The sequence below is a fragment of the Rummeliibacillus sp. BSL5 genome, assembly GCF_052928305.1.
In genome coordinates, this window is sequence record NZ_JAVGCV010000001.1 from 1,561,380 (window position 1) to 1,582,904 (window position 21,525).

At 41.6% G+C, this 21,525-nt stretch carries 24 protein-coding genes; 3 read left to right on the plus strand and 21 right to left on the minus strand.

All coding sequences use genetic code 11. The annotated features are described in order from the left end of the window. Nucleotides 1-65 precede the first annotated feature (65 nt). From RCJ93_RS07870 to RCJ93_RS07895, 6 genes are all read right to left on the minus strand, one after another. Nucleotides 66-1,079 carry an alpha-ketoacid dehydrogenase subunit beta gene (locus RCJ93_RS07870; protein ID WP_150284895.1) on the minus strand — a complete coding sequence of 338 codons (1,014 nt, stop codon included), beginning with the start codon at nt 1,077-1,079 and terminating at the stop codon, nt 66-68. Between the two features lie 12 nt (nt 1,080-1,091). Then, entirely contained in the window at nt 1,092-2,147 is a 1,056-nt protein-coding gene (pdhA, locus tag RCJ93_RS07875; RefSeq protein WP_150283697.1) for a pyruvate dehydrogenase (acetyl-transferring) E1 component subunit alpha, read from the minus strand. Between the two features lie 20 nt (nt 2,148-2,167). After that, on the minus strand, nt 2,168-3,310 hold the full coding sequence (locus RCJ93_RS07880) for a Leu/Phe/Val dehydrogenase (protein ID WP_446738748.1): 1,143 nt from the start codon (nt 3,308-3,310) through the stop codon (nt 2,168-2,170). Nucleotides 3,311-3,590: 280 nt separating this feature from the next. Next, nucleotides 3,591-4,046: an Lrp/AsnC family transcriptional regulator gene (locus RCJ93_RS07885; protein ID WP_446738749.1), complete on the minus strand. Its 456-nt coding sequence runs from the start codon at nt 4,044-4,046 to the stop codon at nt 3,591-3,593. Nucleotides 4,047-4,095: 49 nt separating this feature from the next. Beyond that, nucleotides 4,096-5,451 (minus strand): sodium-dependent transporter, encoded by a 1,356-nt coding sequence (locus tag RCJ93_RS07890; RefSeq protein ID WP_446738750.1) that lies wholly within the window; start codon nt 5,449-5,451, stop codon nt 4,096-4,098. A gap of 217 nt (nt 5,452-5,668) precedes the next feature. Then, nucleotides 5,669-6,679: an NAD(P)H-dependent flavin oxidoreductase gene (locus tag RCJ93_RS07895; protein ID WP_446738751.1), complete on the minus strand. Its 1,011-nt coding sequence runs from the start codon at nt 6,677-6,679 to the stop codon at nt 5,669-5,671. Between the two features lie 80 nt (nt 6,680-6,759). Here RCJ93_RS07895 and RCJ93_RS07900 point away from each other — a divergent pair, with 80 nt between their 5' ends. After that, nucleotides 6,760-7,278 (plus strand): gamma carbonic anhydrase family protein, encoded by a 519-nt coding sequence (locus RCJ93_RS07900; RefSeq protein ID WP_446738752.1) that lies wholly within the window; start codon nt 6,760-6,762, stop codon nt 7,276-7,278. Nucleotides 7,279-7,422: 144 nt separating this feature from the next. On the opposite strand, the gene paaX is transcribed toward RCJ93_RS07900, so the two are convergent. The 15 genes from paaX to RCJ93_RS07975 all read right to left on the minus strand — a co-directional run bounded on the left by paaX (nt 7,423) and on the right by RCJ93_RS07975 (nt 20,276). After that, nucleotides 7,423-8,313 (minus strand): phenylacetic acid degradation operon negative regulatory protein PaaX, encoded by an 891-nt coding sequence (gene paaX / locus RCJ93_RS07905; protein ID WP_446738753.1) that lies wholly within the window; start codon nt 8,311-8,313, stop codon nt 7,423-7,425. A gap of 71 nt (nt 8,314-8,384) precedes the next feature. Then, nucleotides 8,385-9,161 carry an enoyl-CoA hydratase-related protein gene (locus RCJ93_RS07910; protein ID WP_446738754.1) on the minus strand — a complete coding sequence of 259 codons (777 nt, stop codon included), beginning with the start codon at nt 9,159-9,161 and terminating at the stop codon, nt 8,385-8,387. A gap of 97 nt (nt 9,162-9,258) precedes the next feature. Next, the gene (locus tag RCJ93_RS07915; RefSeq protein ID WP_446738755.1) at nt 9,259-10,464 is read right to left on the minus strand and encodes a thiolase family protein; all 1,206 of its coding nucleotides are present in this window, start codon (nt 10,462-10,464) and stop codon (nt 9,259-9,261) included. Further along, nucleotides 10,461-11,333 (minus strand): 3-hydroxyacyl-CoA dehydrogenase, encoded by an 873-nt coding sequence (locus RCJ93_RS07920; RefSeq protein ID WP_446738756.1) that lies wholly within the window; start codon nt 11,331-11,333, stop codon nt 10,461-10,463. The genes RCJ93_RS07915 and RCJ93_RS07920 overlap by 4 nt, the downstream gene beginning before the upstream one ends. Before the next feature lie 70 nt (nt 11,334-11,403). After that, nucleotides 11,404-12,921 (minus strand): aldehyde dehydrogenase family protein, encoded by a 1,518-nt coding sequence (locus tag RCJ93_RS07925; RefSeq protein ID WP_446738757.1) that lies wholly within the window; start codon nt 12,919-12,921, stop codon nt 11,404-11,406. A gap of 14 nt (nt 12,922-12,935) precedes the next feature. Continuing rightward, nucleotides 12,936-13,709 (minus strand): enoyl-CoA hydratase-related protein, encoded by a 774-nt coding sequence (locus tag RCJ93_RS07930; RefSeq protein ID WP_446738758.1) that lies wholly within the window; start codon nt 13,707-13,709, stop codon nt 12,936-12,938. Nucleotides 13,710-13,721: 12 nt separating this feature from the next. Further along, nucleotides 13,722-14,498 (minus strand): enoyl-CoA hydratase/isomerase family protein, encoded by a 777-nt coding sequence (locus RCJ93_RS07935; RefSeq protein WP_446738759.1) that lies wholly within the window; start codon nt 14,496-14,498, stop codon nt 13,722-13,724. Next, nucleotides 14,495-14,803 (minus strand): EthD family reductase, encoded by a 309-nt coding sequence (locus tag RCJ93_RS07940; protein ID WP_066784641.1) that lies wholly within the window; start codon nt 14,801-14,803, stop codon nt 14,495-14,497. The genes RCJ93_RS07935 and RCJ93_RS07940 overlap by 4 nt, the downstream gene beginning before the upstream one ends. A gap of 18 nt (nt 14,804-14,821) precedes the next feature. Then, nucleotides 14,822-15,322, minus strand: a complete 501-nt coding sequence (gene paaD, locus RCJ93_RS07945) for a 1,2-phenylacetyl-CoA epoxidase subunit PaaD (RefSeq protein ID WP_256366253.1) — start codon at nt 15,320-15,322, stop codon at nt 14,822-14,824. Nucleotides 15,323-15,348: 26 nt separating this feature from the next. Next, nucleotides 15,349-16,161 (minus strand): 1,2-phenylacetyl-CoA epoxidase subunit PaaC, encoded by an 813-nt coding sequence (paaC, locus tag RCJ93_RS07950; protein ID WP_446738760.1) that lies wholly within the window; start codon nt 16,159-16,161, stop codon nt 15,349-15,351. Beyond that, nucleotides 16,158-16,502, minus strand: coding sequence for a 1,2-phenylacetyl-CoA epoxidase subunit PaaB (paaB, locus tag RCJ93_RS07955; RefSeq protein WP_251645422.1), 345 nt, complete (start codon nt 16,500-16,502; stop codon nt 16,158-16,160). The genes paaC and paaB overlap by 4 nt, the downstream gene beginning before the upstream one ends. A gap of 24 nt (nt 16,503-16,526) precedes the next feature. Continuing rightward, nucleotides 16,527-17,465: a 1,2-phenylacetyl-CoA epoxidase subunit PaaA gene (gene paaA, locus RCJ93_RS07960; RefSeq protein ID WP_446738964.1), complete on the minus strand. Its 939-nt coding sequence runs from the start codon at nt 17,463-17,465 to the stop codon at nt 16,527-16,529. A 158-nt stretch (nt 17,466-17,623) separates the two neighbouring features. Further along, nucleotides 17,624-17,863, minus strand: coding sequence for a ferredoxin (locus RCJ93_RS07965; protein WP_446738761.1), 240 nt, complete (start codon nt 17,861-17,863; stop codon nt 17,624-17,626). Between the two features lie 51 nt (nt 17,864-17,914). Then, nucleotides 17,915-18,922 carry an NAD(P)/FAD-dependent oxidoreductase gene (locus tag RCJ93_RS07970; RefSeq protein ID WP_446738762.1) on the minus strand — a complete coding sequence of 336 codons (1,008 nt, stop codon included), beginning with the start codon at nt 18,920-18,922 and terminating at the stop codon, nt 17,915-17,917. A gap of 25 nt (nt 18,923-18,947) precedes the next feature. Beyond that, nucleotides 18,948-20,276, minus strand: coding sequence for a phenylacetate--CoA ligase family protein (locus RCJ93_RS07975; RefSeq protein WP_446738763.1), 1,329 nt, complete (start codon nt 20,274-20,276; stop codon nt 18,948-18,950). 267 nt (nt 20,277-20,543) lie between these two features. On the opposite strand from RCJ93_RS07975, the gene RCJ93_RS07980 reads away from it, so the two are divergent. After that, nucleotides 20,544-21,221, plus strand: a complete 678-nt coding sequence (locus RCJ93_RS07980) for a TrkA C-terminal domain-containing protein (protein WP_150283680.1) — start codon at nt 20,544-20,546, stop codon at nt 21,219-21,221. 89 nt (nt 21,222-21,310) lie between these two features. Next, nucleotides 21,311-21,514 carry a zinc ribbon domain-containing protein gene (locus RCJ93_RS07985; protein ID WP_066784624.1) on the plus strand — a complete coding sequence of 68 codons (204 nt, stop codon included), beginning with the start codon at nt 21,311-21,313 and terminating at the stop codon, nt 21,512-21,514. Nucleotides 21,515-21,525: the final 11 nt, after the last annotated feature.

Genomic DNA, 21,525 nt, shown 5'->3' on the forward strand with positions numbered 1-21,525 from the left:
GAATGCATTTATTCTCTTTATAGAAAAATAGAAGACGCCAGGAATTGGCGCCTTCAGCCACACGATTAGAAATGAACAGCCTTTTCAATACTTTCTAATACACGTGCTGGCGTTGGAAGAAAGTCTTCCTCTAATGCAAAGAAAGGCACTGGCACATCAAAGCCTGTAACACGCTCAATAGGCGCCCGCAAATATAAGAAAGATGTATCGTTAATAATAGAGATAATGTCATTGCCAAGACCGCCAGTTAAATGCGCTTCATGAACAATAACAGCTCTCCCTGTTTTTTGTACAGATTCCGCAATGATTTCTCGATCGATTGGATAGAGTGTTCTCAAATCAATAATGTCACAGCTGATTCCTTTTTTCTCGGCTTGCTGCGCCGCCTTTTCTACAATGGTCATCATAGCTCCCCAGGCAATCAGAGTGACATCTGTACCTTCTTTCACCCTTTTCCCTTTGCCAATCTCAACTGTATATTTTCCAACCGGCACTTCTTCTCTTTTCGCACGATAGCTCTTCATTGGCTCAAGCATTAATACCGGGTCTGGGTCTTCCATTGCCGCGATCAGCAGCCCTTTTGCATCATAGGGAGTAGATGGGCAAACAACCTTTATTCCTGGCATATGTGTGAACAGGGATTCTGTGCTATCAGAATGAATTTCAGGTGAACGGATTCCTGCGCCGTATGGGGCTCGGATAACCATCGGCACAGTATAATGCCCCATGGTTCTCATCCGAAGCCGTGAGACGTGTGTCATAATTTGTTCGTAAGCTGGATAAATGAAGCCTAAAAATTGAATTTCCGCAATAGGTTTAAATCCATTGACTGCAAGGCCGATGGATGTACCTATAATTCCAGCTTCTGAGAGGGGTGTATCAACAACACGATCAGTACCAAATTTCTCTTGAAGCCCTTCCGTCGCACGAAAAACTCCGCCATTCTTTCCAATATCCTCACCAAGAATCATGACACTTTCATCGCTTTCAAGCAGCGTTTTCATCGCATCATTGACAGCTCCTACTATCGTCAAAAGCTGTGTAGTCGTATTTTCTCGTTGTATATCCTTAACTTTCATTTCCAAAGCCCATTACCCCCTCTTCAAATGTGCAAGATAGGATTCTTTTTGCTCAGCCAGTTGTGTCGGCATTTCAGCGAAAACATGGTCGAACAAATCTTCCACGTTTGCTTTTGGATAGCTTTCCATCTCTTCAACAGCTGTCTCTACTTCTGCTTTGATTAATGCTTCTATCTCAACAATCCAAGCCTCATCCCAGCAGCTGTTTTTCTTCATAAAACGCTCAAGTCGCACTAATGGATCTACTATCTCTTTCCCTTGGTCTTCCGGACGATATTTTGACGGATCATCTGCAGTTGTATGGGCACCAGTACGCCAAGTCACCGCTTCAATAAGCGTCGGTCCTTTGCCATTTCTAGCATCTTCTAAGGCCTTTTTAGCCTCAAAGTAAACAGAGAAACAGTCGTTTCCGTCAATGCGTACTCCTGGCATGCCATATGCGACAGACTTTTGAGCTATCGTTTCGGAATTCATTTGCTTTTCAATCGGAACTGATATGGCATATCGGTTATTCTGATTAAAAAATAAGACAGGTGCTTTTAATACACTGGCGAAATTTAATCCTTCATGGAAATCTCCTTCAGATGTTGCTCCATCTCCAAAGTAGGCAATGGCTGCATTCCGCGTCCCTTTACGCATTTCCGCCCAAGCTGCTCCTGCTGCATGCGGCAATTGTGTAGCAATCGGCACAGCAGGCGGAAAAATATTTTTACCTACAGGCGGAATACATCCCTCTGCTCTTCCATTCCAGTAAAGATAGGTCTCAACCATAGGGGAGCCAAATGTAAGCTTTGCACCGTGGTCGCGGTATGTTGGAAACATCCAATCATCCTGCCCCAGCGCTAGTGCACTGCCCACCTGTGAAGCTTCCTGCCCCTCCATTGGTGCATATGTGCCCAGGCGTCCTTGCCGCTGCAAGCTGATCGCTTTTCTATCAAAGGCCCGAACCCGCTTCATATGGTAATACAACTCTTTTGCTAGCTCTTCATGCAATTGTTCACGATAGGAAGCGTCCACTACGTTTCCTTCATCATCTATGATTCTTTTGATCGGAAATTGAGTCTCCATAGTACCCTCCTCACACACAATTATTTACGAATCGCCCATTTTGGCTTGATAGAAGAAGTGAAGAAGCTGTTTCGCTTTCCTCTGGATGCCATGCGTTGCTCACACATTCGGTTTGCTGCTTCCATGGTAGTGATGCTGTCCAGTCTTGCTTGCTGGTATACTTCAAGAATGGCATCATAAATATGTTTTGTTTTTGCAAGTACACGTTCTTTATTCACACCGTATAATTCATCCGCTACTTGAATGAGACCACCCGAGTTGATAATGTAATCCGGTGCATATAGAATGCCCTTTTCAGTAAGCTGTCTTCCATGTTCTTCAGTAAGAAGTTGATTATTGGCTGAACCAGCGATTGCTTTTACTTTCAACTGTGCGATGGTTTCATCGTTAATAACTCCCCCAAAGGCACAAGGAACAAAAACATCTGCTTCTTGTGTATATATTTCATGGCTAGCCACAATAGAAACTGAACCTAGCGTAGCTTCTGCTTTTTCTTGTATCGCCTGTAAGCTTTGTTCGTTAATATCTGTCACAATCAAATGAGCGCCTTCTTCCAATAAACCTTCTGCTACTTTAAAGCCAACTTTTCCTAGGCCTTGAACGGCATATGTATGGCCGCCAAGACTGTCTCTACCAAAGAGCGTTCTATTTGTTGCTTTGATGCCATAAAGAACACCCATAGCAGTCGGAATAGAAGAATCTCCTCCGCCTCCATAGGCTTCCGGTACACCAACGATACAATTGGTCTCTTTCATGGCATGAATGAAATCTTCCATATTTGTGCCCATATCTGTCCCCGTATAAAAACGGCCACCCAGCGATTCAACAAACTGGCCAAAAGCTCTGAACAATTCAGGTGATTTATCTTTTAACGGATCCCCGATGATAACAGCTTTTCCTCCACCAAAATCAACGTCTGAGGCAGCACATTTATAACTCATGCCTTTCGAGAGGCGCAGGGCATCTTCAAGTGCTTCTTCCACACTGTTATATGGCTGCATACGGCACCCGCCAAGCGCAGGTCCAAGCGTTGTATTATGAATTGCAATAATTGCCTTCAAGCCCGATGCCGGATCGTTGCAAAAGACCACTTGTTCATGTTTAGACATTTTTTCAAAAAGCGTAAATTCTTCTGTTATTGATTTCTTTTCTACCAGATTCATTTTTATCCCCGCTTTCATTGAATGGTTGACGTCTCTTCTCCACTGTAAGCCCTTTCAAAATAGTGCTAATGAAGATAAATAAATGTAACTTTAATTATAAAAGGTTAGAGTGTACAAATATATATCAAACTGATCTAATTTTCTGAAATTATTTAACATTATGAATATATTTATTAATCAATTACTCCGATTTGTAAATTCCTTTTACTGCAGTAAAAAACCCCTTTCCAAAGTGAAAGAGGTCGCGAATGAAAGTCTATTATTCTTTTATTTTAAAGGCTCACGGCCATTCTTGCTCACTAGCTGATGGCAAAACTATTTTTTCCGAAACAGGTGATTTTAGCACGATCGATGTATGAATAATACCGTAGTGAATTAGATAATCAATAAGCTTATTTAAATGATCCACATCATTGACTGCTGCCTTCAATAAATAGTTCACAGTGCCAGTTAAACGGTGACATTCAATGATATCGGGATGGTTTCGAGTCATTTCTTCAAAATCATCATAAAGAACCTTTACTTCACTCACCTGAATGAATAAAAGTAGGTTTCGACCTACTGCATTAGGCAATACTCTTGCTCCAATTTTGTCGATCGTTCCTTTTTCAGTTAACCTTGTAAAACGTTCAGCTACACTTGGCCTGCTGAGGGAGAGTTTTTTTGATAAATCGCTTAGTGTAATTCGTCCATCTTCCTGAAGAATTTTCAAAAGTTGAATATCTGTCACGTCCATGTTATCACCCTCAAACGTTTTATTTTACGCATAGCTTTCTTCTATTCTATTAAAAAAAATAGTCGAAGACGCCAAGAACATCCAAGTAAACAATCACAATCACAACAGGCACAAGGTATTTAATCAATAGGAACCATGTAGCAAAAATTTTCTTTCCAACAGATGAGCCAGAAGAAATCTCTTCTACTAATCTTTCTTTTGAAATTTTCATCGGAACGAAAATGGCGATCAACAAAGCCCCAAGCGGCAGAAGCAAATTACTTACAAGATAATCAGCCGCGTCAAAAATAGACTTTTTGAAAATCAATACGTCGCTCCACACACCGTATGACAGCGCAGAAGGTACGCCTACAACAAAAATAAGAAGACCGATGATCCATGAATATTTCATCCGTTTGCTGTCATCGCCCTTTGCTAGTACGGCCACAATAATCTCTAGCATAGAAAAAGCAGAAGTTAATGCGGCAAATAAAAATAGAATTAAAAAGGCAAGTAAAAAGACGATGCCAAATGGGATTTGGTTAAAGACTGTTGGCAGCACATTAAATAGCAATACTGGCCCTGCATCTGGTTTCAGACCAAACGAGAAAACAGCAGGGAAAATAGCCAATCCAGCTAACACTGCCACAAGAATGTTCATGACAACGATGGAAATAGCGGATTGTGGGATACTTTCCTTCTTAGATAAATAAGAGCTGTATGTGACCATGACGGATACCCCAACACTCAAGGTAAAGAATGACTGCCCCATGGCAAATAAGATTGTATCCGAAGTAATCTTTGATAAATCAGGATTAAGAAAGAATTCAAGTCCTTTCATTGATCCTTCTAGTGTTAAAGAACGAATAATAATAAGCAGGAATAAAATAAACAATGCCGGCATCATAAATTGGCTTGCCTTTTCAATACCAGCTGTTACCCCCCGTGAAACCACATAAATCGTGATGGCCATAAACAAAAATTGACCGAAAATAGATAGGAATGGACTGGATATCGTTTCGCCAAATAAAGTCCCATATTGGACTTCTGTCAGACCATTTAAGGCCCCCGTAAAACCTTTATAAATATAAATTAAGATCCATCCGCCTACTACGCTATAAAATGATAGCAAGATAAAGCATGTAAAAATGCCAAGCCTTCCAATAAAATGCCATGAAGAGTTTGGCGCTAGTTCCTTATATGATTCTATTGCATCTTTTTGCGTACTTCTTCCGATAATGAACTCTCCAATTAAAAGCGGCAAACCTACAAGCAGTGTAAAAAGAATAAAAATGAGTAGAAAAATTCCTCCCCCGCTTGTACCCGCTACATAAGGAAACTTCCAGATGGCGCCGAGCCCAATTGCAGAACCAGCAGCTGCGAGAATGAACCCCAGCTTCGATGACCATTGTTCTTTCTGTTCCAATACTCCACCCCTTCATTTTTATTAGACAGGAAAACGCTTACACTTATCTCTTTTAATCCCCTCAATTGGTATAACGTTTTTCCAACTTCATTTTATCAACCCGTTATATGAAAATCAATATTATTTTCTGAAAATTCTATCACCTATATACACCAAAATTCGTTCCTTACAAGGAATATTTGCATTGCACAAAGCCCCTTGTAAGGATTCGTTATTACTATATATCCTTTTCTCCAAGGATAACAGTTGCTCCTTGTTTCGCCGCACGAAATCGGATTTCTTTCACTTCTTGTGCTGCAAAATTAAGCTGCTCATCTGCTGATTCCATTATTCTTTCGAACAATTCCTTCACAGTCGGTACATCATCTATTAGTCCTGCAATTTGGCCGCTATTAATAAAGCCATTTTCCATATCGCCTTTTAATGCACCTTGTATATGCTTATCTTCAGAAGTCCATTCTGTATACTGGTCTAACGTCATTCCCTCTTGTTCCTGCTCGTGTAAGCGCTTTGCATAAGGATTTTTTAAAATCCTTCTGACCCGACCAACACTGCGACCCAAAATCATCGTTTCTGTATCCTCTGCTTGGACAAGATGATTCTTGTACGCTTCATGGAATGGCGCCTCTTTTGTTGCAATCAGCCTTGTCCCTATTTGTACGCCACTTGCGCCAAGCATAAGAGCTGCTGCCAGACCTCTGCCATCCCCAATCCCACCAGCAGCTAGTACCGGTACATTTACATGCTCCACAATCTGTGGGACGAGTGTAAATGTAGTTAATTCAAGAGAAGAGTTAATCCCTGCTGCTTCGAATCCTTCCGCTACAAGGATATCCGCGCCAGCTGCCTCTGCTTTTTGTGCATGTTTAACAGATGCTACAAGTACAATTACCTTGATTCCATGTTCATGGAGTAGTGGAATGAGTGGTGCTGGATTACCTGCTGATAGTGAAACAAACGGAATTTTATGCTTGATAACCAAATCAATAAGATCTTTTGTATGAGGTGATACGCTTATGGCTATATTTACCGCAAAGCTTTTAGCTGTAAGCTGTTTAGTTTCTAGAATAATCTTTTCTACCTCACCAGGATTCATAGTACCGCACCCAATCGTGCCAAGCCCTCCCGCTTCAGAAACGGCAGCGGTTAATTGGGCATTGCTAATATTGCCCATCCCCCCTTGGATAATAGGATAGTTTATTTGAAGCAATTCACAAACATCTATCATTTTTTCTCCTCCCTTTGAAATTATGTTATAATAAATAGAATAGAAAAACAATTTAGAAAATTACTGACGGAGGGTATGCTATGATTATTGCTTTTAACGGGAAAAATCCGCAGCTCGAAGAAAATGTATTTATTGCGCCTGGCTCTCAACTGATCGGAGATGTCCATGTCGGCTCAGAATCGACCATTTGGTTTAATGCTGTGCTTCGCGGCGACGAAGGCTCTATTACAATAGGTAAACGATGCAGCATTCAAGATAACTCAACCATTCATTTGTATGAAGGTTCTCCGGTTGTCGTGGAAGATGAAGTAACGGTTGGCCATAATGTTATTTTGCATGGCTGCAAGGTGGGAAAACGCTCCATCATTGGCATGGGATCCACCATACTAGACAATACAGAAATCGGCGAAGAGTGCATCATTGGTGCCAATACTTTAATTCCAAGCGGCAAGAAAATTCCTCCTCGCTCTCTTGTGATTGGCTCACCTGGTAAAGTGGTCCGCGAACTAAATGACAAAGACCTTGAACTCATCCAGTTGTCTATTGATACGTATGTGCAAAAAGGATATGACTTTAGAAAAGCTTTAGAGCAAGATTAAACAACGTTAGCACCCTATAAAGAAAAAAGACGTCTAACTATCAGCTAGTAGTAAATAGTATGAACAAATGTGTTAAAAGATGCCTTGGATATATTTTATATACTAGTAGATTAAAAACCCAGAAAGCTTATCGTTTTCTGGGTTTTACTTTGGATTCTCATTGACTAGATATGGATGATGCGCTGCATTATACGATTTGTCTTTACGGCGCATATCATTATCCTCACTGAATACTTCTTCAAAAAATCGGCTGGCTGGCTCTGCCAGTAATTTATAGTACTGGCTAAATAGAAGTGAGGCATGGTCACCATTCCACAGAGGAGGCAACAACTCTTTTGGCAATCCCGGGTCAGTAAATAGAAATTTACGGTATTCATGCACTAGGTTCGCCCGAGCCACAAAACATTCCGCATCTCTCATTTGCCCAGTTGCCATAGCACTTTGGTGGATAATATATCTTTTGCTATATGTTGCAATAAACTCTTCATACTTTCCTTCAATCTCTTGTAGCGGCCAACTTTTTTCGACAAGTGCACGGTCTTCATTTGGCCCCTTGTAAGCTGAAACAAAGAAATCAACATACTCGCTTATCTCATATTTTTCAACTAGCGCCTTCACTTCTTTTTCAAGATCGTTTGGCGAAATCCAGCAGCCACTTGAAAAGCTCCCGAAACCACTCCATAGTAGCTCTTTGCGTAATTCATCACGTATTAACCTTTTTTCTTCTGGAATGGTATACATCAGCATGCGCCATTTGCCATCCCATGAATGTGCCTTTAGTTTGAAAATCCGGTGAGCTGCTTCTTCCATACGGGCTTCTCCCCGTGGAGTAAGGTAATAATAGCTTTTGTTCCCCTTTTTTTCGGATACAATCCAGCCCTGCTTCACCATTCGAGAGACAGCAACTCGAACGGATTGCTCATTATGTCCAAACTCTTTCAATACACGAATTAAACTGCCGATCCATATTTTATTTCCGTAATGACGAATATAGTCGCCATAGATGGTGAAAATCATTGATTGTGTATTCGCCATTTCATTCCTCTCTTTCTTCTTCTTTCGACATTTCTTTATTTTCTCATTATAACGTTAATTTGATAGAATGCCTACTTGCCGATATACTCTGGTTCCCTTTTTTCACTAAAAGCCTGTAGTGCTTCTAAGCGATCTGTTGTTGGTATCGTTAGTTCATAAGCTTTAGCTTCAATAGCCAGACCTGTTTGTAAGTCTGTGTTCATTCCTTGTGTGATAGCATATTTGGCTTGTTTTAAAGCAACAGGACCATTTTTCATCATATCTACCGCCAATTGTTCACAGGTACTCATTAATTCCTCTTTCTTCACTACTTGCAATACAACCCCCATCGACAATCCTTCTTGTGCTGAAAATTTTTTGGCAGTAAAAATGAGTTCCTTCGCTTTCATTTCTCCTACTAATCTAGGCAGGCGTTGTGTTCCACCGGCTCCTGGGATGATGGCCCAGCTTGTTTCTGTTAAGCCCATTTGTACATCTTCTGCTGCAATAGGAAAGTCACAGGCAATCATCAATTCAAACCCACCGCCCAGTGCGTAGCCATTGACTGCTGCAATGGTTGGCTGTGGGAGGCTCGCAATGCCGTTGAATACATCGCGAATCGCTTTTACATTTCGTCGGACTTCTGTTTCGGTTAAATGTTTGCGCTCTTTTAAATCAGCGCCTGCGCTAAATGCTTTATTGCCGGCACCAGTAAATATGGCTACTTTAACCTCTGGGTCAATCGAAATTTCATCTGTGACTGCTTGCAAGCATTTAAGAGTTTCATAGTTAAAACAATTAAGAGATTCTTCCCGATTAATAGTTACATAAGCAATATTATTTTTCTTCGTATATAATACTGTCGACATCCTACCATTCCTTTCTATTAAAAAGACTGTCCGTCTTTTGCCCACGCTCTTACATAAAAGAGCATGGGTGCTTGAAGGGACAGCCTATTTACAACCTTTATTCATTGTAATTTTCTACAATAGCGGCAATGCCTTGACCCACACCAATACACATTGTGGCCAATCCGAATTTTTCGTTTCTCCTTTTCATCTCATAAAGAAGTGTTGTCAAAATACGCGCCCCACTAGCACCTAATGGATGGCCAAAAGCGATGGCTCCTCCGTTGACATTCACTTTATTCGAATCTAATTCTAGCTGGCGAATGCATTCAATTGACTGGGAAGCAAAAGCTTCGTTCAACTCGATAAGCCCGATATCATTTACAGTCAGGTCTGCTCGTTTAAGCGCTTTACGAGTTGCGTAAATCGGACCAAGTCCCATAACGGCCGGTTCCAATCCTGCTGTAGCTCCTGTTATATATTTGGCTAGCGGCTTTACATTCAGCTCTTTCGCTTTTTCCACGCTCATAAGAAGCAATGCCGATGCCCCATCATTTACTCCAGATGCATTTCCCGCTGTCACAGTACCACCTTCAAAAAGGGGCTTTAGGTTTCCAAGCTTTTCAAGTGTTGTCTCTGGCCGCGGATGTTCATCACGGTCAACAACCATTTCACTTCCTTTGCGGTCCTTATATACAACCGGAACAATCTCTTCCGCAAAACGATTTTCTTCCAATGCTTTTTTGGCCCGTTGCTGACTTTCATGGGCAAATACATCTTGATCCTCACGAGAAATGGTGTAGCGCTGCGCAACATTTTCTGCCGTTTGCGGCATCGAGTCTGTTCCATACATTTCATGAAGAACAGGATTTGTAAAACGCCAGCCGATTGTTGTATCTTGCAGTTCCATATTTCCTCGTGGGAACTCTTGATTTGGCTTTGCCATGACTAACGGCGCTCGTGTCATGCTTTCTGTTCCGCCTGCAATAAAGATATCTCCTTCACCTACTGCGATCGCTCGCGCAGCATACATCACAGCATCCAGTCCTGAGCCGCACAGGCGATTAACCGTGGTGCCGCCGACCTCTACTGGAAGGCCTGCAAGTAGGGCTGCCATTCTGGCTACATTACGGTTGTCTTCTCCAGCTTGGTTCGCGTTGCCTAATACAACTTCTTCAATCTGTTCAGGAGGAATTGTCGGGTTTCGCTCAAGCAATGCTTTAATGACAACTGCTCCAAGATCATCCGGCCTGACATCCTTTAATGAACCTTTATATCTGCCAATCGGCGTACGGACTGCATCTACAATAACGACTTCTCTCATTTTTTTATCAGCTCTTTTTGATCAGTATAGTCATACACGCCTCTACCGCTTTTGCGGCCAAGTCTGCCCGCTTTCACATACTGTTCAAGAAGTGGTGCAGGCCGATATTTTTCACCTAGCTTTTCATGCAAATACTTTAAGTTGTTCAAACGGACATCAAGACCCACAAGATCAACTAATTCAAAGGGACCCATTGGATAATTCAGTCCAAGTTTAATCGCTTTATCAATCTCTTCAGGTGTGCCGAGCCCTTCTTGTAGCATATAGAAGGCCTCATTACCGACCAATGCACTGATCCGACTTGTCACAAATCCAGGGAATTCATTAATGACCACTGTCTCCTTCCCCATTCTTTCAGCGACTTCTCTAATTACAGCTGCTGTTTCATCGCTTGTTTCGAGTCCGCGGATAATTTCAACGAGAGGCATTTTATGTACAGGATTAAAAAAATGCATCGCAATCGTTTTATCCGGACGTTTCGCGTAAGAAGCAATTTCTGTCGGGCTCATAGTAGATGTATTTGTTGCGAAGTAGCAATGCTCTTGGGCATGCTCCTCCATCATTTCAAATACTTGTTTCTTAATAGCAGCTACTTCTGGTACAGCTTCGATCAGTAAATCAGCCCCTGCCGCGACGAATGCTAAGTCTGTTTCAAACCGTAAATTTTCACGAGCCTGTTCTGCTACCTCTACAGTGATGTGTCCGCGGGAGATGTTTTTTTCAAAAATAATCTCAATCTCTTTTTTGGCATTCTGCAATGCCTCTTCGCTTACATCTGCAACTGTGACAGAGTATCCGCCAAGTGCTCCAACATAGGCAATTCCTCTGCCCATGACACCTGAACCAATGACGCCAATGCGGTTAATCATATTTTTCTCCTCCTTTATGCAGGAAAACGGACAAGAGATCGTGATCACCTGTCCGTCTTCAATAAATAGTTTAAACGCCTAATGGATTAAGGGGACGGCTGCCATAGTAAGATAGGATACTCTTTGTTTCTGTATAGAGATCCAGTGACTCAATACTTAACTCGCGGCCAAAGCCTGACTGTTTGTATCCGCCAAAAGGCGTGCCCGGGAATGCAGAAAATGGACAGTTGACCATGACAATACCTGCTTGAATTCCGTTGGCTACACGTGTTGCTTTGGCTCCATCTTTTGTCCAAATCGCAGAACCTAGACCATATTCGGTATCATTTGCCAGCTTAATCGCTTCTTTTTCATCTTTAAACTTCATGACAACAACTACAGGTCCAAAGATTTCTTCTTTTACTGCTTTCATATCATGGTTCACATTAACAATTACAGTTGGTTCATACCAGAAGCCATTTTCAAAGCCTTCAGGTTTCGCCACTTTCCCACCAGCAAGAATTTCTGCGCCATCTTCTACCGCAGATTTTACATAGCTGTCAATTGTGTCAAGTTGACGTTGGTCGATGATTGCCCCCATATGTGTACCTTTATCAAATGGATCACCCAGTTTAATAACTTTTGCCTTTTGGACGAACTTGCTCATGAATTCCTCATATATATCTTCTTGCACATACAAGCGTGAACGCGCTTCGCAAGATTGTCCGCTATTATAGAAAATACCAAACAATGATCCATCAACTGCCGCATCAATGTCTGCATCATTAAAGACCAGATTAGGCGATTTGCCTCCAAGCTCAAGTGTCACGCGCTTTAATGATTGCGATGCTTTGGCCATAATGTCTTTACCGATTGGCGTAGAACCTGTGAATGCAACTTTATCCACTTGTGGATGGCCCACTAGATAATCGCCCACTTCTGCACCTGAACCAGGAATAATATTCACAACGCCTGCAGGGACACCTGCTTCTAGGCAAATTTCGCCAAGGATAATCGTTGTAAGCGGCGTAAGAGAAGCAGGTTTAACAATAACGGAACAGCCAACAGCAATCGCCGGTGCCACTTTCCATGCAGCCATCATCATTGGGTAATTCCATGGCGTGATTTGGGCACAAACACCGACAGGTTCTTTTTCTGTATAGTTATGGAATTGCCCAGGCACATTATTAACCGTCCCGCGGTGGCCGACAATCGCGCCTGCGTAGAATTCAAAATCTTCAATGGCTTGCATAACCTGTCCCTGTGCAGCATGGATAGACTTACCTGTATCAAGAATTTCTAGTTCTACTAGTTCGTTGAAACGGGCACGCATAATAGAAGCAACCTTATTCAATACTTGTGCACGGCGGCCAACAGGGTACTTCTTCCATTTACCGTTATCAAATGCTTCACGTGCAGCAGATACCGCTCGATCTGCATCCTCTTTTGAAGCTTTTGCTACTTCAGCTACCAATTTGCCGGTTGCAGGATTGTATACTTTTATCGTTTCATCACTGCTGCTTTTTACCTTCTCTCCGTTAATGATTAAATGGTAAAAATCTCGTTTCATTGCTGCTTGTTCTACCTTGATTTCTTGAGTTGTTGACATCTATTCCACTCCTTTTATTTTCCTAGGAAAACTGGTTTTCTCTTTTGCATAAACGCATCAACGCCCTCACGATGATCAGCTGTCAAACCAGCGATCCGTTGTCCTTGGGCTTCACGTTCAAGATATTCGTCAAATGAAAGTGTGCTTGCCTCTTTCAGTGACCGTTTGATTAAGCCCATTGCCTTTGTCGGCATAGTTGCGAGACGGGCTGCAAATGTGTGTACTTCATCAGTAAATGTTTCTGCTGTATAAACTCTATTAGCGAGGCCAAGTTCAACAGCTCTCTCTGCTGGTATTTTCTCACCCAGCATTGCTAACTCAGCTGCTTTTCCTTCACCTACAAGCTTCGTTAGGAAATAAAGATTGCCTGAATCCGGTATGAGCCCAACATGTATAAAAGCATTAATGAAACTAGCATTCTCAGAAACTAAGCGAAAATCACAAGCAAGCGCTAGAGAAAATCCAGCACCAGCGGCAACTCCGTTCACGGCTGCTACGATGGGCTTTTCGCATCGCCTCATCTCTTTTACCATTGGTCCATAATGCGATCTTAAAATATCTCCGTGATCCATCGTTTCATCTACTTCAGACAAATCTTGGCCGGAACAAAACGCTCGCCCTGCTCCTGTGATCACTATTGTTCGGACTTTTTCATCTCGTGAAGCTGTCTTAACGGCATCTTTGATTTCACTATTCATCCTTGCTGTAAACGCGTTAAGTTTGTCGGGTCTGTTCAACGTGAGCCAGGCAACTCCATCTCTTACGTCATAATGAATGGTTTCAAACATAGATGCAGCTCCTTATCTACCTTTATATTCTGGTTTTCTTTTTTCTACAAAAGCATTCATGCCTTCTTTTTGATCCTGTGAAGCAAAAAGAAGATAAAAATTTTTCCGTTCATACTGCATGCCCTCGTATAGTGGATAATCGACAGCCTTATTAACTGAATCCTTGATTAGACGTAAAGAAAGTGGTGGTTGTTTTGCAATCTTGGCCGCAAATTTTAATGTTTCTTCCATTAATAATTCCGGGGAAACAATTTGATTAATCAAACCATGTGTTAAAGCATCTTCTGCTGGAATCCTCTCTCCTGTCCAAAGCCACTGAAGCGCTTTTGTACGTCCTGCCAGCTTTGTCAGCCTTTGAGTCCCACCTGCCCCAGGCATAACTCCGAGTGATACTTCTGGGAAACTAAATTCGGTGCCAGAATCTGCGATTAAAAGATCACAGCATAACGCAAGCTCGAATCCGCCGCCAAATACAAACCCTTTCACCGCTCCGATGATAGGCTTTTTTATGAGTGAGAGGCGGTCCCAATCGGCAAACTGGTTTAACAATTCCAGCCGAATCGGATCATCCTCCGCCATTTCATCTATATCAGCGCCAGCTGAGAAAGAGTGACCCTTTCCGGTTAAGACAATCACCTGCACCTCTTCATCTCGGTCAAATGACTCCATTGCTTCCACGACTTCACTGACCATTTTTCGATTAAGAGCATTTAACTGGCGGGGGCGGTTTAACTCTATGACCGCCGTTCCGCCTGTTATAAATGTGTCGATACAGTCAAAAGCACTCATTCTACTTCCTCGCCGATCATCAATGTTACAAGATCACCTGCAAAACCCATTAAATCTTTTCCGGAGGCTTTCCCTTCATCCGATTTCATGCCACTTTTCAAATCTTCCATGCTGTCATAAATCATTTCGCACATGAGATAAAGATCTGGTTCACCGCCTGCCATCACATTTTTAGTAAATCTCGTTACTTTCATTTCACGAAGACCTGGAATTTTTGCTGTAACAGGACCGTGAACATTAAAATAATGCTCATCAAATTTCTCTTTGTCTTTCGGTTGTTTGTATAATGCCACTACTTTTGCCATTCTAAATCCCTCCACTTTTTACATGATTGTTGATACTGGTTTCATTGCTTCAAACGGGTTCTTACAACTTTTGCAGTACAAAATGCTTCTGCAGGCAGTAGGCCCGAAGATATTTTCCATGGTTACATAAGTAGAATCGCAGTAAGGGCAATCCACATGCCATGAACCATCTTCTTCAAAGTGCTGCGGCGGCGGAGCAATACCAAATGCGCGCAGCCCTTTGTGCCCTTCTTCAGTAATACGTTCAGATGTCCAAGGTGGATGGAATACAAATTCGACTTCTACCTCACCCACCGATGGCAGTCTTTTCACTGCATTCACTGTATTTTTCTTAATAATTTCTAATGCAGGACATCCCAGAAAAGTGGGAAGGAGCACTACATTCACGTTGTTCCCTTCCACATTCACTTTCTCTACCATGCCTAAATCAATGATGCTGACTGTATCGATTTCTGGATCTTTCACGCCCATTAACGCATTTAATACTTCTTGTCGAATTTCTTCTTCAAGTGATACCACCTGAGATCACCTCTTTTGATGTTCATTTACCAAGCTGCTGCAGGATCTAATCTGTACACTTCTGACAGAGTCTTTAATGCAGATGCCAATTCTTCCGTATGATCGCCATTGCGGCCATTCTTTGCCGAAGCTTCTGGAAGGTCTGGCACTTTCATCGCAACACATTCAAAAGGTAACGCCATGTTCGATTTCCATTCCTCTTTTAATTGATCTTCGCTGGCAATTAGACCGCTCTGATCAATCGCTGTTTTTTCATCTCCGTACGAGAAAACATCGCCAAAGTCCTTCATCACAAGCTCTATTGCTTCGTTCATTCGGCGTTTTGCTTCTTCTGTTGAATTGAGAAGCTGAATAAACCATGTTTTCCAGTGCAGAAGATGATAGTACAGCTCCATGTTTACTTTTACAGCCGTTTCAGCAAGCGGCTTATAGTTGCTTTGCCGTAATGAATCCATCTTGACTTTTTTCGCTTGGGTGTAGAAGAAATTCCTAACAACGGCGTAAGCCCAGTCATATTTCGGGGTTTCCATGTAATAGCCTTCACCGTTCACTCGTTCAGCGAGCACACTATTTCTTCTATCCTGAGCTTCTCGCAGGTGTGCAAGGTCATCTGCTTTTCCAGCACCAAGATCCTCAAGCAGTGTATAGAACATAGCCGCATGCCCCATTGTATCTTGACTGATGGAGGAAGACGCCACATCCTCTTCTATATGTGGGGCAAGGCCGAGCCATTCAGAGCCGCGGAAAGAGATGAGAAAATCATCGTCCGCTAATTGAAACAATAGATTTTCTAATGATTTTTTGTATTCAGGGCTTAAAACGTTTTCTCCGCTGCTCATTTGCTGTTCCCTCCCCAAGATAGAATCTCTTTTTCATCCAGCATTTGCTGCTCGTAATGGCGCCACTTCTTTTTCAGATAGCCATAGCCTTTAGTTGTACGATATTGCTTATTATCCAATCGGCCGAGCGTCAGTTTCTCATCAGCATTCATAGAACGGATATGTTCTCTATCTACAATCCAGATATCTGCAACAGGCTCACGGCGCATAAAGTTTTCTTGTGCCATGATAAACGCCATATCTTTGTTTGGCGCAAGCAGGCTAAATTGGTGTTGAAAAGCAGAACTCGGCGTTCGTTTGCTAAACACTTCAAATTCTCGGTAAAATGTTTTTTCTGCCATTTATATGACCTCCCATCGGTACAATTAATTGGTTGTAGCTGCTAATGCATCACGAACCCATGCGTTATTTTCATATGAGGTTCTACGAAGATTGAGGCGAGCTTGTGAACGTGGTCCTTGGTTTTTAATAATTTTTTTAAACTCAGACCAATCCGGCTGCTGGTAGATCCACATTTGTTTTTCTTCATCGTAATGCATGGTTGGATCCGGCAGTTTAAGCCCGAGCGAAAGGATCCGTGGAATATATTTTGTAAAGAAGTCTTGCCTTAGTTGTTCATTTGTTTTTGTACGGATTTTATATTTAATCGTAATGTCCTGTTTAGAGGAACCAGTTGTTTCCTTGCTTGCTGGGCCAAAGAACATCAACAAAGATTCCCACCAATGATTTATTGCATTTTGTACCATCGTTCTCTGTTCTTCTGTTCCTTCTGCCAGCGCCATAATGATGGCTTCCCCGTGCTGTGCATGGAAGACTTCTTCTGCACAGATGCGCTGAAGTGCTCTTGCATACGGGCCATAAGAGGAGCCAAGCATGTTTGTTTGAGTAATAATGGCCGCGCCATCGACGAGCCAGCCAATCAGCCCTGCATCTCCCCAGGATTTTGTATCCATATGGAAGACGTTATGGAATTTTAAATCCCCATTAAATAAATCCTGCATGATGTCGCTGCGGGTTTTACCATATGGCTTCAATAAATCTTCTGCTACGCGAAGCAGTAATTGCCCATGCCCCATTTCATCTTGCACTTTCGCCATGATGGCAAGCTTTCTATGAAGCGTCGGGGCTTTTGGTACCCACTCTTTTTCCGGAAGCGCTCCCATAATTTCGCTGATACCATGCATGGAAATTAACTTAATGAGCGCGATACGATATTCCTCAGGCATCCAGTCATCAGCCTCAATTTTATCTCCCGCTTCAATCCGCTCGGTAAATTGTTCAAGCTTTTCTTCTTCGCTTTTCATTGCCAGATTAGACACTTGCTCTCCTCCTTAAAAATTAATTTATTTGTAGTTTCTATAACAGATTTACACGCCGTTACGATTATATGTTATGTGTCAAAGAAATATTTCCACCATTATCAGGTTTTGTTGCGCTTCCCCACTTTTAATAAAAGCACTATTTAGGATTTCACAGCGAAAAATGGCTCACTTTCCACTTTTATTGAATCTGTCGGACAACCTTCTACCGCATCCTCTAAGTCTTCAAGGAGATATTCAGGAACTTCAACGCGTCCTTTGTTATCATCTAAAATGACATGAGAGATGCCTTCTTCGTCATAATCGAAAATATCTGGTGCACTGGCTTCGCAAGCACCGCATGCAATACAAGTTTCTTTGTCCACCATGGTGTACTTCGGCATGATAAAAGTTCCTCCTTTGATCTTTGTAAGGGCTAGTTTACACAGATTTTGCTAGGTTTTTTCGCTTTCTCCCATCACCGACGTGCTGTGCAACGGTTGCACTTTTGCTTTTGGGTCAATATAGACTTTGGCATTGCTAACTGCAGTTGGCGCTTCGCCGAAACCACTGGCAATAAGCTTTACCTTTCCTTCGTATGTGCAAATATCTCCGGCAGCGTAAATCCCTTCAATATTCGTTTCCATCCTTGAGTTAACAACAATACTATTCTTCTCAATCTCGAGACCCCAATTCTTCATAGGTCCAAGCGATGAAACAAAGCCGTATGTGACGACAACATCATCCACCTCAATCGTCTCTTTTCGGTCGCCTTTTACCTGCTCCAGCACAACCTTTTCAATCCGATCTTTACCGATTAATTCTGTTGGAACAAACGGCGTCATGATGGTAACTGAAGAATTCTTCATATTTTCCACGCTATGCTCATGGGCTCGGAACTTATCTCGTCGGTGGGCAATGGTAACCTGTTCAGCTATTGGTTCAAGCATCAACGCCCAATCTACCGCTGAATCTCCTCCTCCAAACACTTGCACTTTTTTACCGGCAAATTTGTTGAGGTCTTGGATGAAATAATGGAGGTTTTGACCTTCATATTTCTCTGCTTCTTTCAACTCCAGCTTCCGAGGCTGAAAAGCCCCATTTCCTGCTGTAATAACAATGGCCTTGGTATAATGAATGCCATTATTTGTTGTTAACTCAAAAATGCCATCTTCTCGTTTTTCAAGAATTTCAACTGATTCCCCTAAGCAAATAGTCGGTTGAAATTGTTCCATCTGTTCTTTCAGATTATCAACCAGCTCCTGCGCCTTGATTTTCGGGAAACCCGCCACATCATAGATATATTTTTCTGGGTAAAGTGCCGATAGCTGACCGCCAAGCTGCGGCAGGCTTTCAATCACTTTGCAGGACATTTTCCGCATACCTGCATAAAAAGCAGTAAACATGCCGATTGGTCCTCCGCCAATTATCGTAATATCAAAAATATTCTGATTTTCATTCATGCAATTCCGTCCTTCCATGTTTCTATTACACTACTACCGCCTTAGAATTTCTTAAATCTACAATTCGGGCAGCTTTCCCTTCTGACCTTGGGATTGTTTTAGGAATATTAAAGACAGTGTTTATGGTCACTAAGCATGTAGATTTCATCACTCGCTGGATTTCTTTCTTTATTTTCGAAACACGTTCATTTGACAAGTCTTGGCCTATTTCCTCATATAGCTTGCTTTCTATCTCGACATGTAACACTGCTTCGTCCATTGCTCCATTGCGGATAAGATGGATTTGGAAATGCGGCACAAGTCCATCGATTTGAAGTAACACCCGCTCTATTTCAGATGGAAAGACATTTACACCGCGGATAATAATCATGTCATCCGTACGTCCCTTTACTCTAGACATTCTGACTGTTGTCCGTCCACAGCTACATTTTTCTCTTGATAAAGAGGCAAGGTCACCTGTACGATAACGCAAAACTGGAAACGCTTCCTTTGTTAAGCTTGTAAAAACAAGCTCGCCAATTTCTCCATCTGAGACTGGTTCCAATGTCATCGGATCAATTACCTCTACAAAGAAATGATCTTCCTGTACATGCAGGCCATCTTGCGCTTCTGCACACTCAATTGAAACACCCGGCCCCATAATTTCGCTCAATCCATAAATATCGATTGCTTTCAAATTAAACATCTCTTCAAGCTTAGTCCGCATCTCTTCAGACCAGGGCTCAGCACCAAAAATGCCATATTCGACTGATGTTTCTCTCGGATCTTTACCCATCTCCAGCATCTTCTCACCTATGTTTAAAATGTAAGATGGGGTTCCACAAATTCCACGCGGTTTGAAATCTTCAATAACCGTGATTTGCCGTTCTGTATTACCTCCTGATATGGGAATGACTGCCGCTCCAAACATTTCAGCACCGTAGTGTAAGCCAAGCCCACCTGTAAACAATCCATAGCCATATGCATTGTGGAAAATATCTGTTTTCTTCCCTCCCGCAGCCACTATGGACCGGGCGACAATTTCGCTCCAAACTTTTAAATCATTCTCTGTATAACCAACAACAGTCGGCTTCCCACTTGTTCCTGATGAAGCATGGATTCTCACAAGCCTCTCTTGTGGAACAGCAAATAAACCATATGGATAATGATCCCGCAAATCTTGTTTTTTTGTAAATGGGAGCCTTAGTATGTCATCCAAGCATTTAATGTCCTCTGGTGTAATCCCTATTTCACTAAATTTATTTTTATAGAATTCTACATTTTCATAGACTAACCTTACTGTGTTTTGAAGGCGCTCAACCTGTAAGCTCTCCATTTCAGAACGCGCCATTGTTTCAATGTGCGGATTGTACATGTGGTGTAACCCCCTAATTGTAGAATATGGAACATTAAAATCTGAAACTATATAACACTTTTTAAACGATTAATTATTTAGTTGTAATACAATTAAATTCTAATTTTCGTTTTACCAGTTGTCAACAGTAAATTCTGAAAATTCTTTTATATTTGAGGGTTACCTTCTATATCTTAAAAGCATTTGAGATTTAGATAACAAAAGTAGCATGTTTCTCAAGGAGCAAGAATCGGGTAATTAAAGGAGGGATAAGGAGCGTGAGCTAAGATGGGCTACGTATTTATTATGTTATATTTTGTGATTATTGGATTCGTTATTGAGATTTCTGTCATGTTATTTCACTTTACCGGCCTCAAAACAAAAATATCGAGGTTTCAGGTCATCTCAATGCTAACAGCCACTGGCTTCACGACAGATGAATCCAAGATTATCATTGATCATCCGATACGAAGAAAAATTGCATCATTTCTTATATTATTCGGTGCCTTTTCACTTGCGGTCATTATTTCCTCCATCAGCAATATTCTGTCGGACGATTTAAGACTTAAGGAGCTATCCATCATTTGCGGTGTACTCTTTGTAATTCTGGCGATTTTAAAATTACCTTTAACTCGAAAAAAATTAACACGATCTTTTAAACGAGAGTTAGAGAATGAATTTCAAATATATGAGCGCCCTCTAAAAGATGTTTTATATCTAGACAGTGAGGATTTTGTAACGGAAATGGATATTACTGAACACTCTAAACTAGTGGGCAAAAGGATTTCTGACATATTAGATGAGGAAGAAGACATACGTATATTATTCATTAAAAGAGGAGAAGTTTGGATAAGAAAGGATTTATTCTCCTGTACCTTAAATCAAGGTGACCAAGTACTTCTCTATGGAAATAAAAAAGAGATTGAAGAAAAATTTGCTCGGGAACTAAATCAGAGGAAGATCTAACGTATTCTAATAATATAAAAATCGTAATGAATCTTTTGGTTCAATTATTCGTAGATGAATCATAGACAAAATGAAAAGGAGGAATTGAATTGGAAGGTAAAGGTTGTATTAAGTGTGGTTGTACGGATGCTGTTACAAAAGAAGTTGCTATGACGGGCACAGGTTTGTCCAAGATGTTTGATATTCAGCACAATCAATTTATTGTGGTGTATTGCAAAAACTGTGGGTATGCAGAATTTTATAACAAAAAGTCATCTGCTTCCTCTAATATCTTAGATTTATTCTTTGGTTAGATGATATGTAG

Bases quoted from the DNA above. Each gene is read 5' to 3' on its own strand.
- RCJ93_RS07870 (WP_150284895.1), bottom strand. From the start codon at position 1,079: ATGAAAGTTAAGGATATACAACGAGAAAATACGACTACACAGCTTTTG.
- pdhA (WP_150283697.1), bottom strand. From the start codon at position 2,147: ATGGAGACTCAATTTCCGATCAAAAGAATCATAGATGATGAAGGAAAC.
- RCJ93_RS07880 (WP_446738748.1), bottom strand. From the start codon at position 3,310: ATGAATCTGGTAGAAAAGAAATCAATAACAGAAGAATTTACGCTTTTT.
- RCJ93_RS07885 (WP_446738749.1), bottom strand. From the start codon at position 4,046: ATGGACGTGACAGATATTCAACTTTTGAAAATTCTTCAGGAAGATGGA.
- RCJ93_RS07895 (WP_446738751.1), bottom strand. From the start codon at position 6,679: ATGATAGATGTTTGTGAATTGCTTCAAATAAACTATCCTATTATCCAA.
- RCJ93_RS07900 (WP_446738752.1), top strand. From the start codon at position 6,760: ATGATTATTGCTTTTAACGGGAAAAATCCGCAGCTCGAAGAAAATGTA.
- paaX (WP_446738753.1), bottom strand. From the start codon at position 8,313: ATGGCGAATACACAATCAATGATTTTCACCATCTATGGCGACTATATT.
- RCJ93_RS07910 (WP_446738754.1), bottom strand. From the start codon at position 9,161: ATGTCGACAGTATTATATACGAAGAAAAATAATATTGCTTATGTAACT.
- RCJ93_RS07915 (WP_446738755.1), bottom strand. From the start codon at position 10,464: ATGAGAGAAGTCGTTATTGTAGATGCAGTCCGTACGCCGATTGGCAGA.
- RCJ93_RS07920 (WP_446738756.1), bottom strand. From the start codon at position 11,333: ATGATTAACCGCATTGGCGTCATTGGTTCAGGTGTCATGGGCAGAGGA.
- RCJ93_RS07925 (WP_446738757.1), bottom strand. From the start codon at position 12,921: ATGTCAACAACTCAAGAAATCAAGGTAGAACAAGCAGCAATGAAACGA.
- RCJ93_RS07930 (WP_446738758.1), bottom strand. From the start codon at position 13,709: ATGTTTGAAACCATTCATTATGACGTAAGAGATGGAGTTGCCTGGCTC.
- RCJ93_RS07935 (WP_446738759.1), bottom strand. From the start codon at position 14,498: ATGAGTGCTTTTGACTGTATCGACACATTTATAACAGGCGGAACGGCG.
- RCJ93_RS07940 (WP_066784641.1), bottom strand. From the start codon at position 14,803: ATGGCAAAAGTAGTGGCATTATACAAACAACCGAAAGACAAAGAGAAA.
- paaC (WP_446738760.1), bottom strand. From the start codon at position 16,161: ATGAGCAGCGGAGAAAACGTTTTAAGCCCTGAATACAAAAAATCATTA.
- paaB (WP_251645422.1), bottom strand. From the start codon at position 16,502: ATGGCAGAAAAAACATTTTACCGAGAATTTGAAGTGTTTAGCAAACGA.
- paaA (WP_446738964.1), bottom strand. From the start codon at position 17,465: ATGAAAAGCGAAGAAGAAAAGCTTGAACAATTTACCGAGCGGATTGAA.
- RCJ93_RS07965 (WP_446738761.1), bottom strand. From the start codon at position 17,863: ATGCCGAAGTACACCATGGTGGACAAAGAAACTTGTATTGCATGCGGT.
- RCJ93_RS07970 (WP_446738762.1), bottom strand. From the start codon at position 18,922: ATGAATGAAAATCAGAATATTTTTGATATTACGATAATTGGCGGAGGA.
- RCJ93_RS07975 (WP_446738763.1), bottom strand. From the start codon at position 20,276: ATGTACAATCCGCACATTGAAACAATGGCGCGTTCTGAAATGGAGAGC.
- RCJ93_RS07980 (WP_150283680.1), top strand. From the start codon at position 20,544: ATGGGCTACGTATTTATTATGTTATATTTTGTGATTATTGGATTCGTT.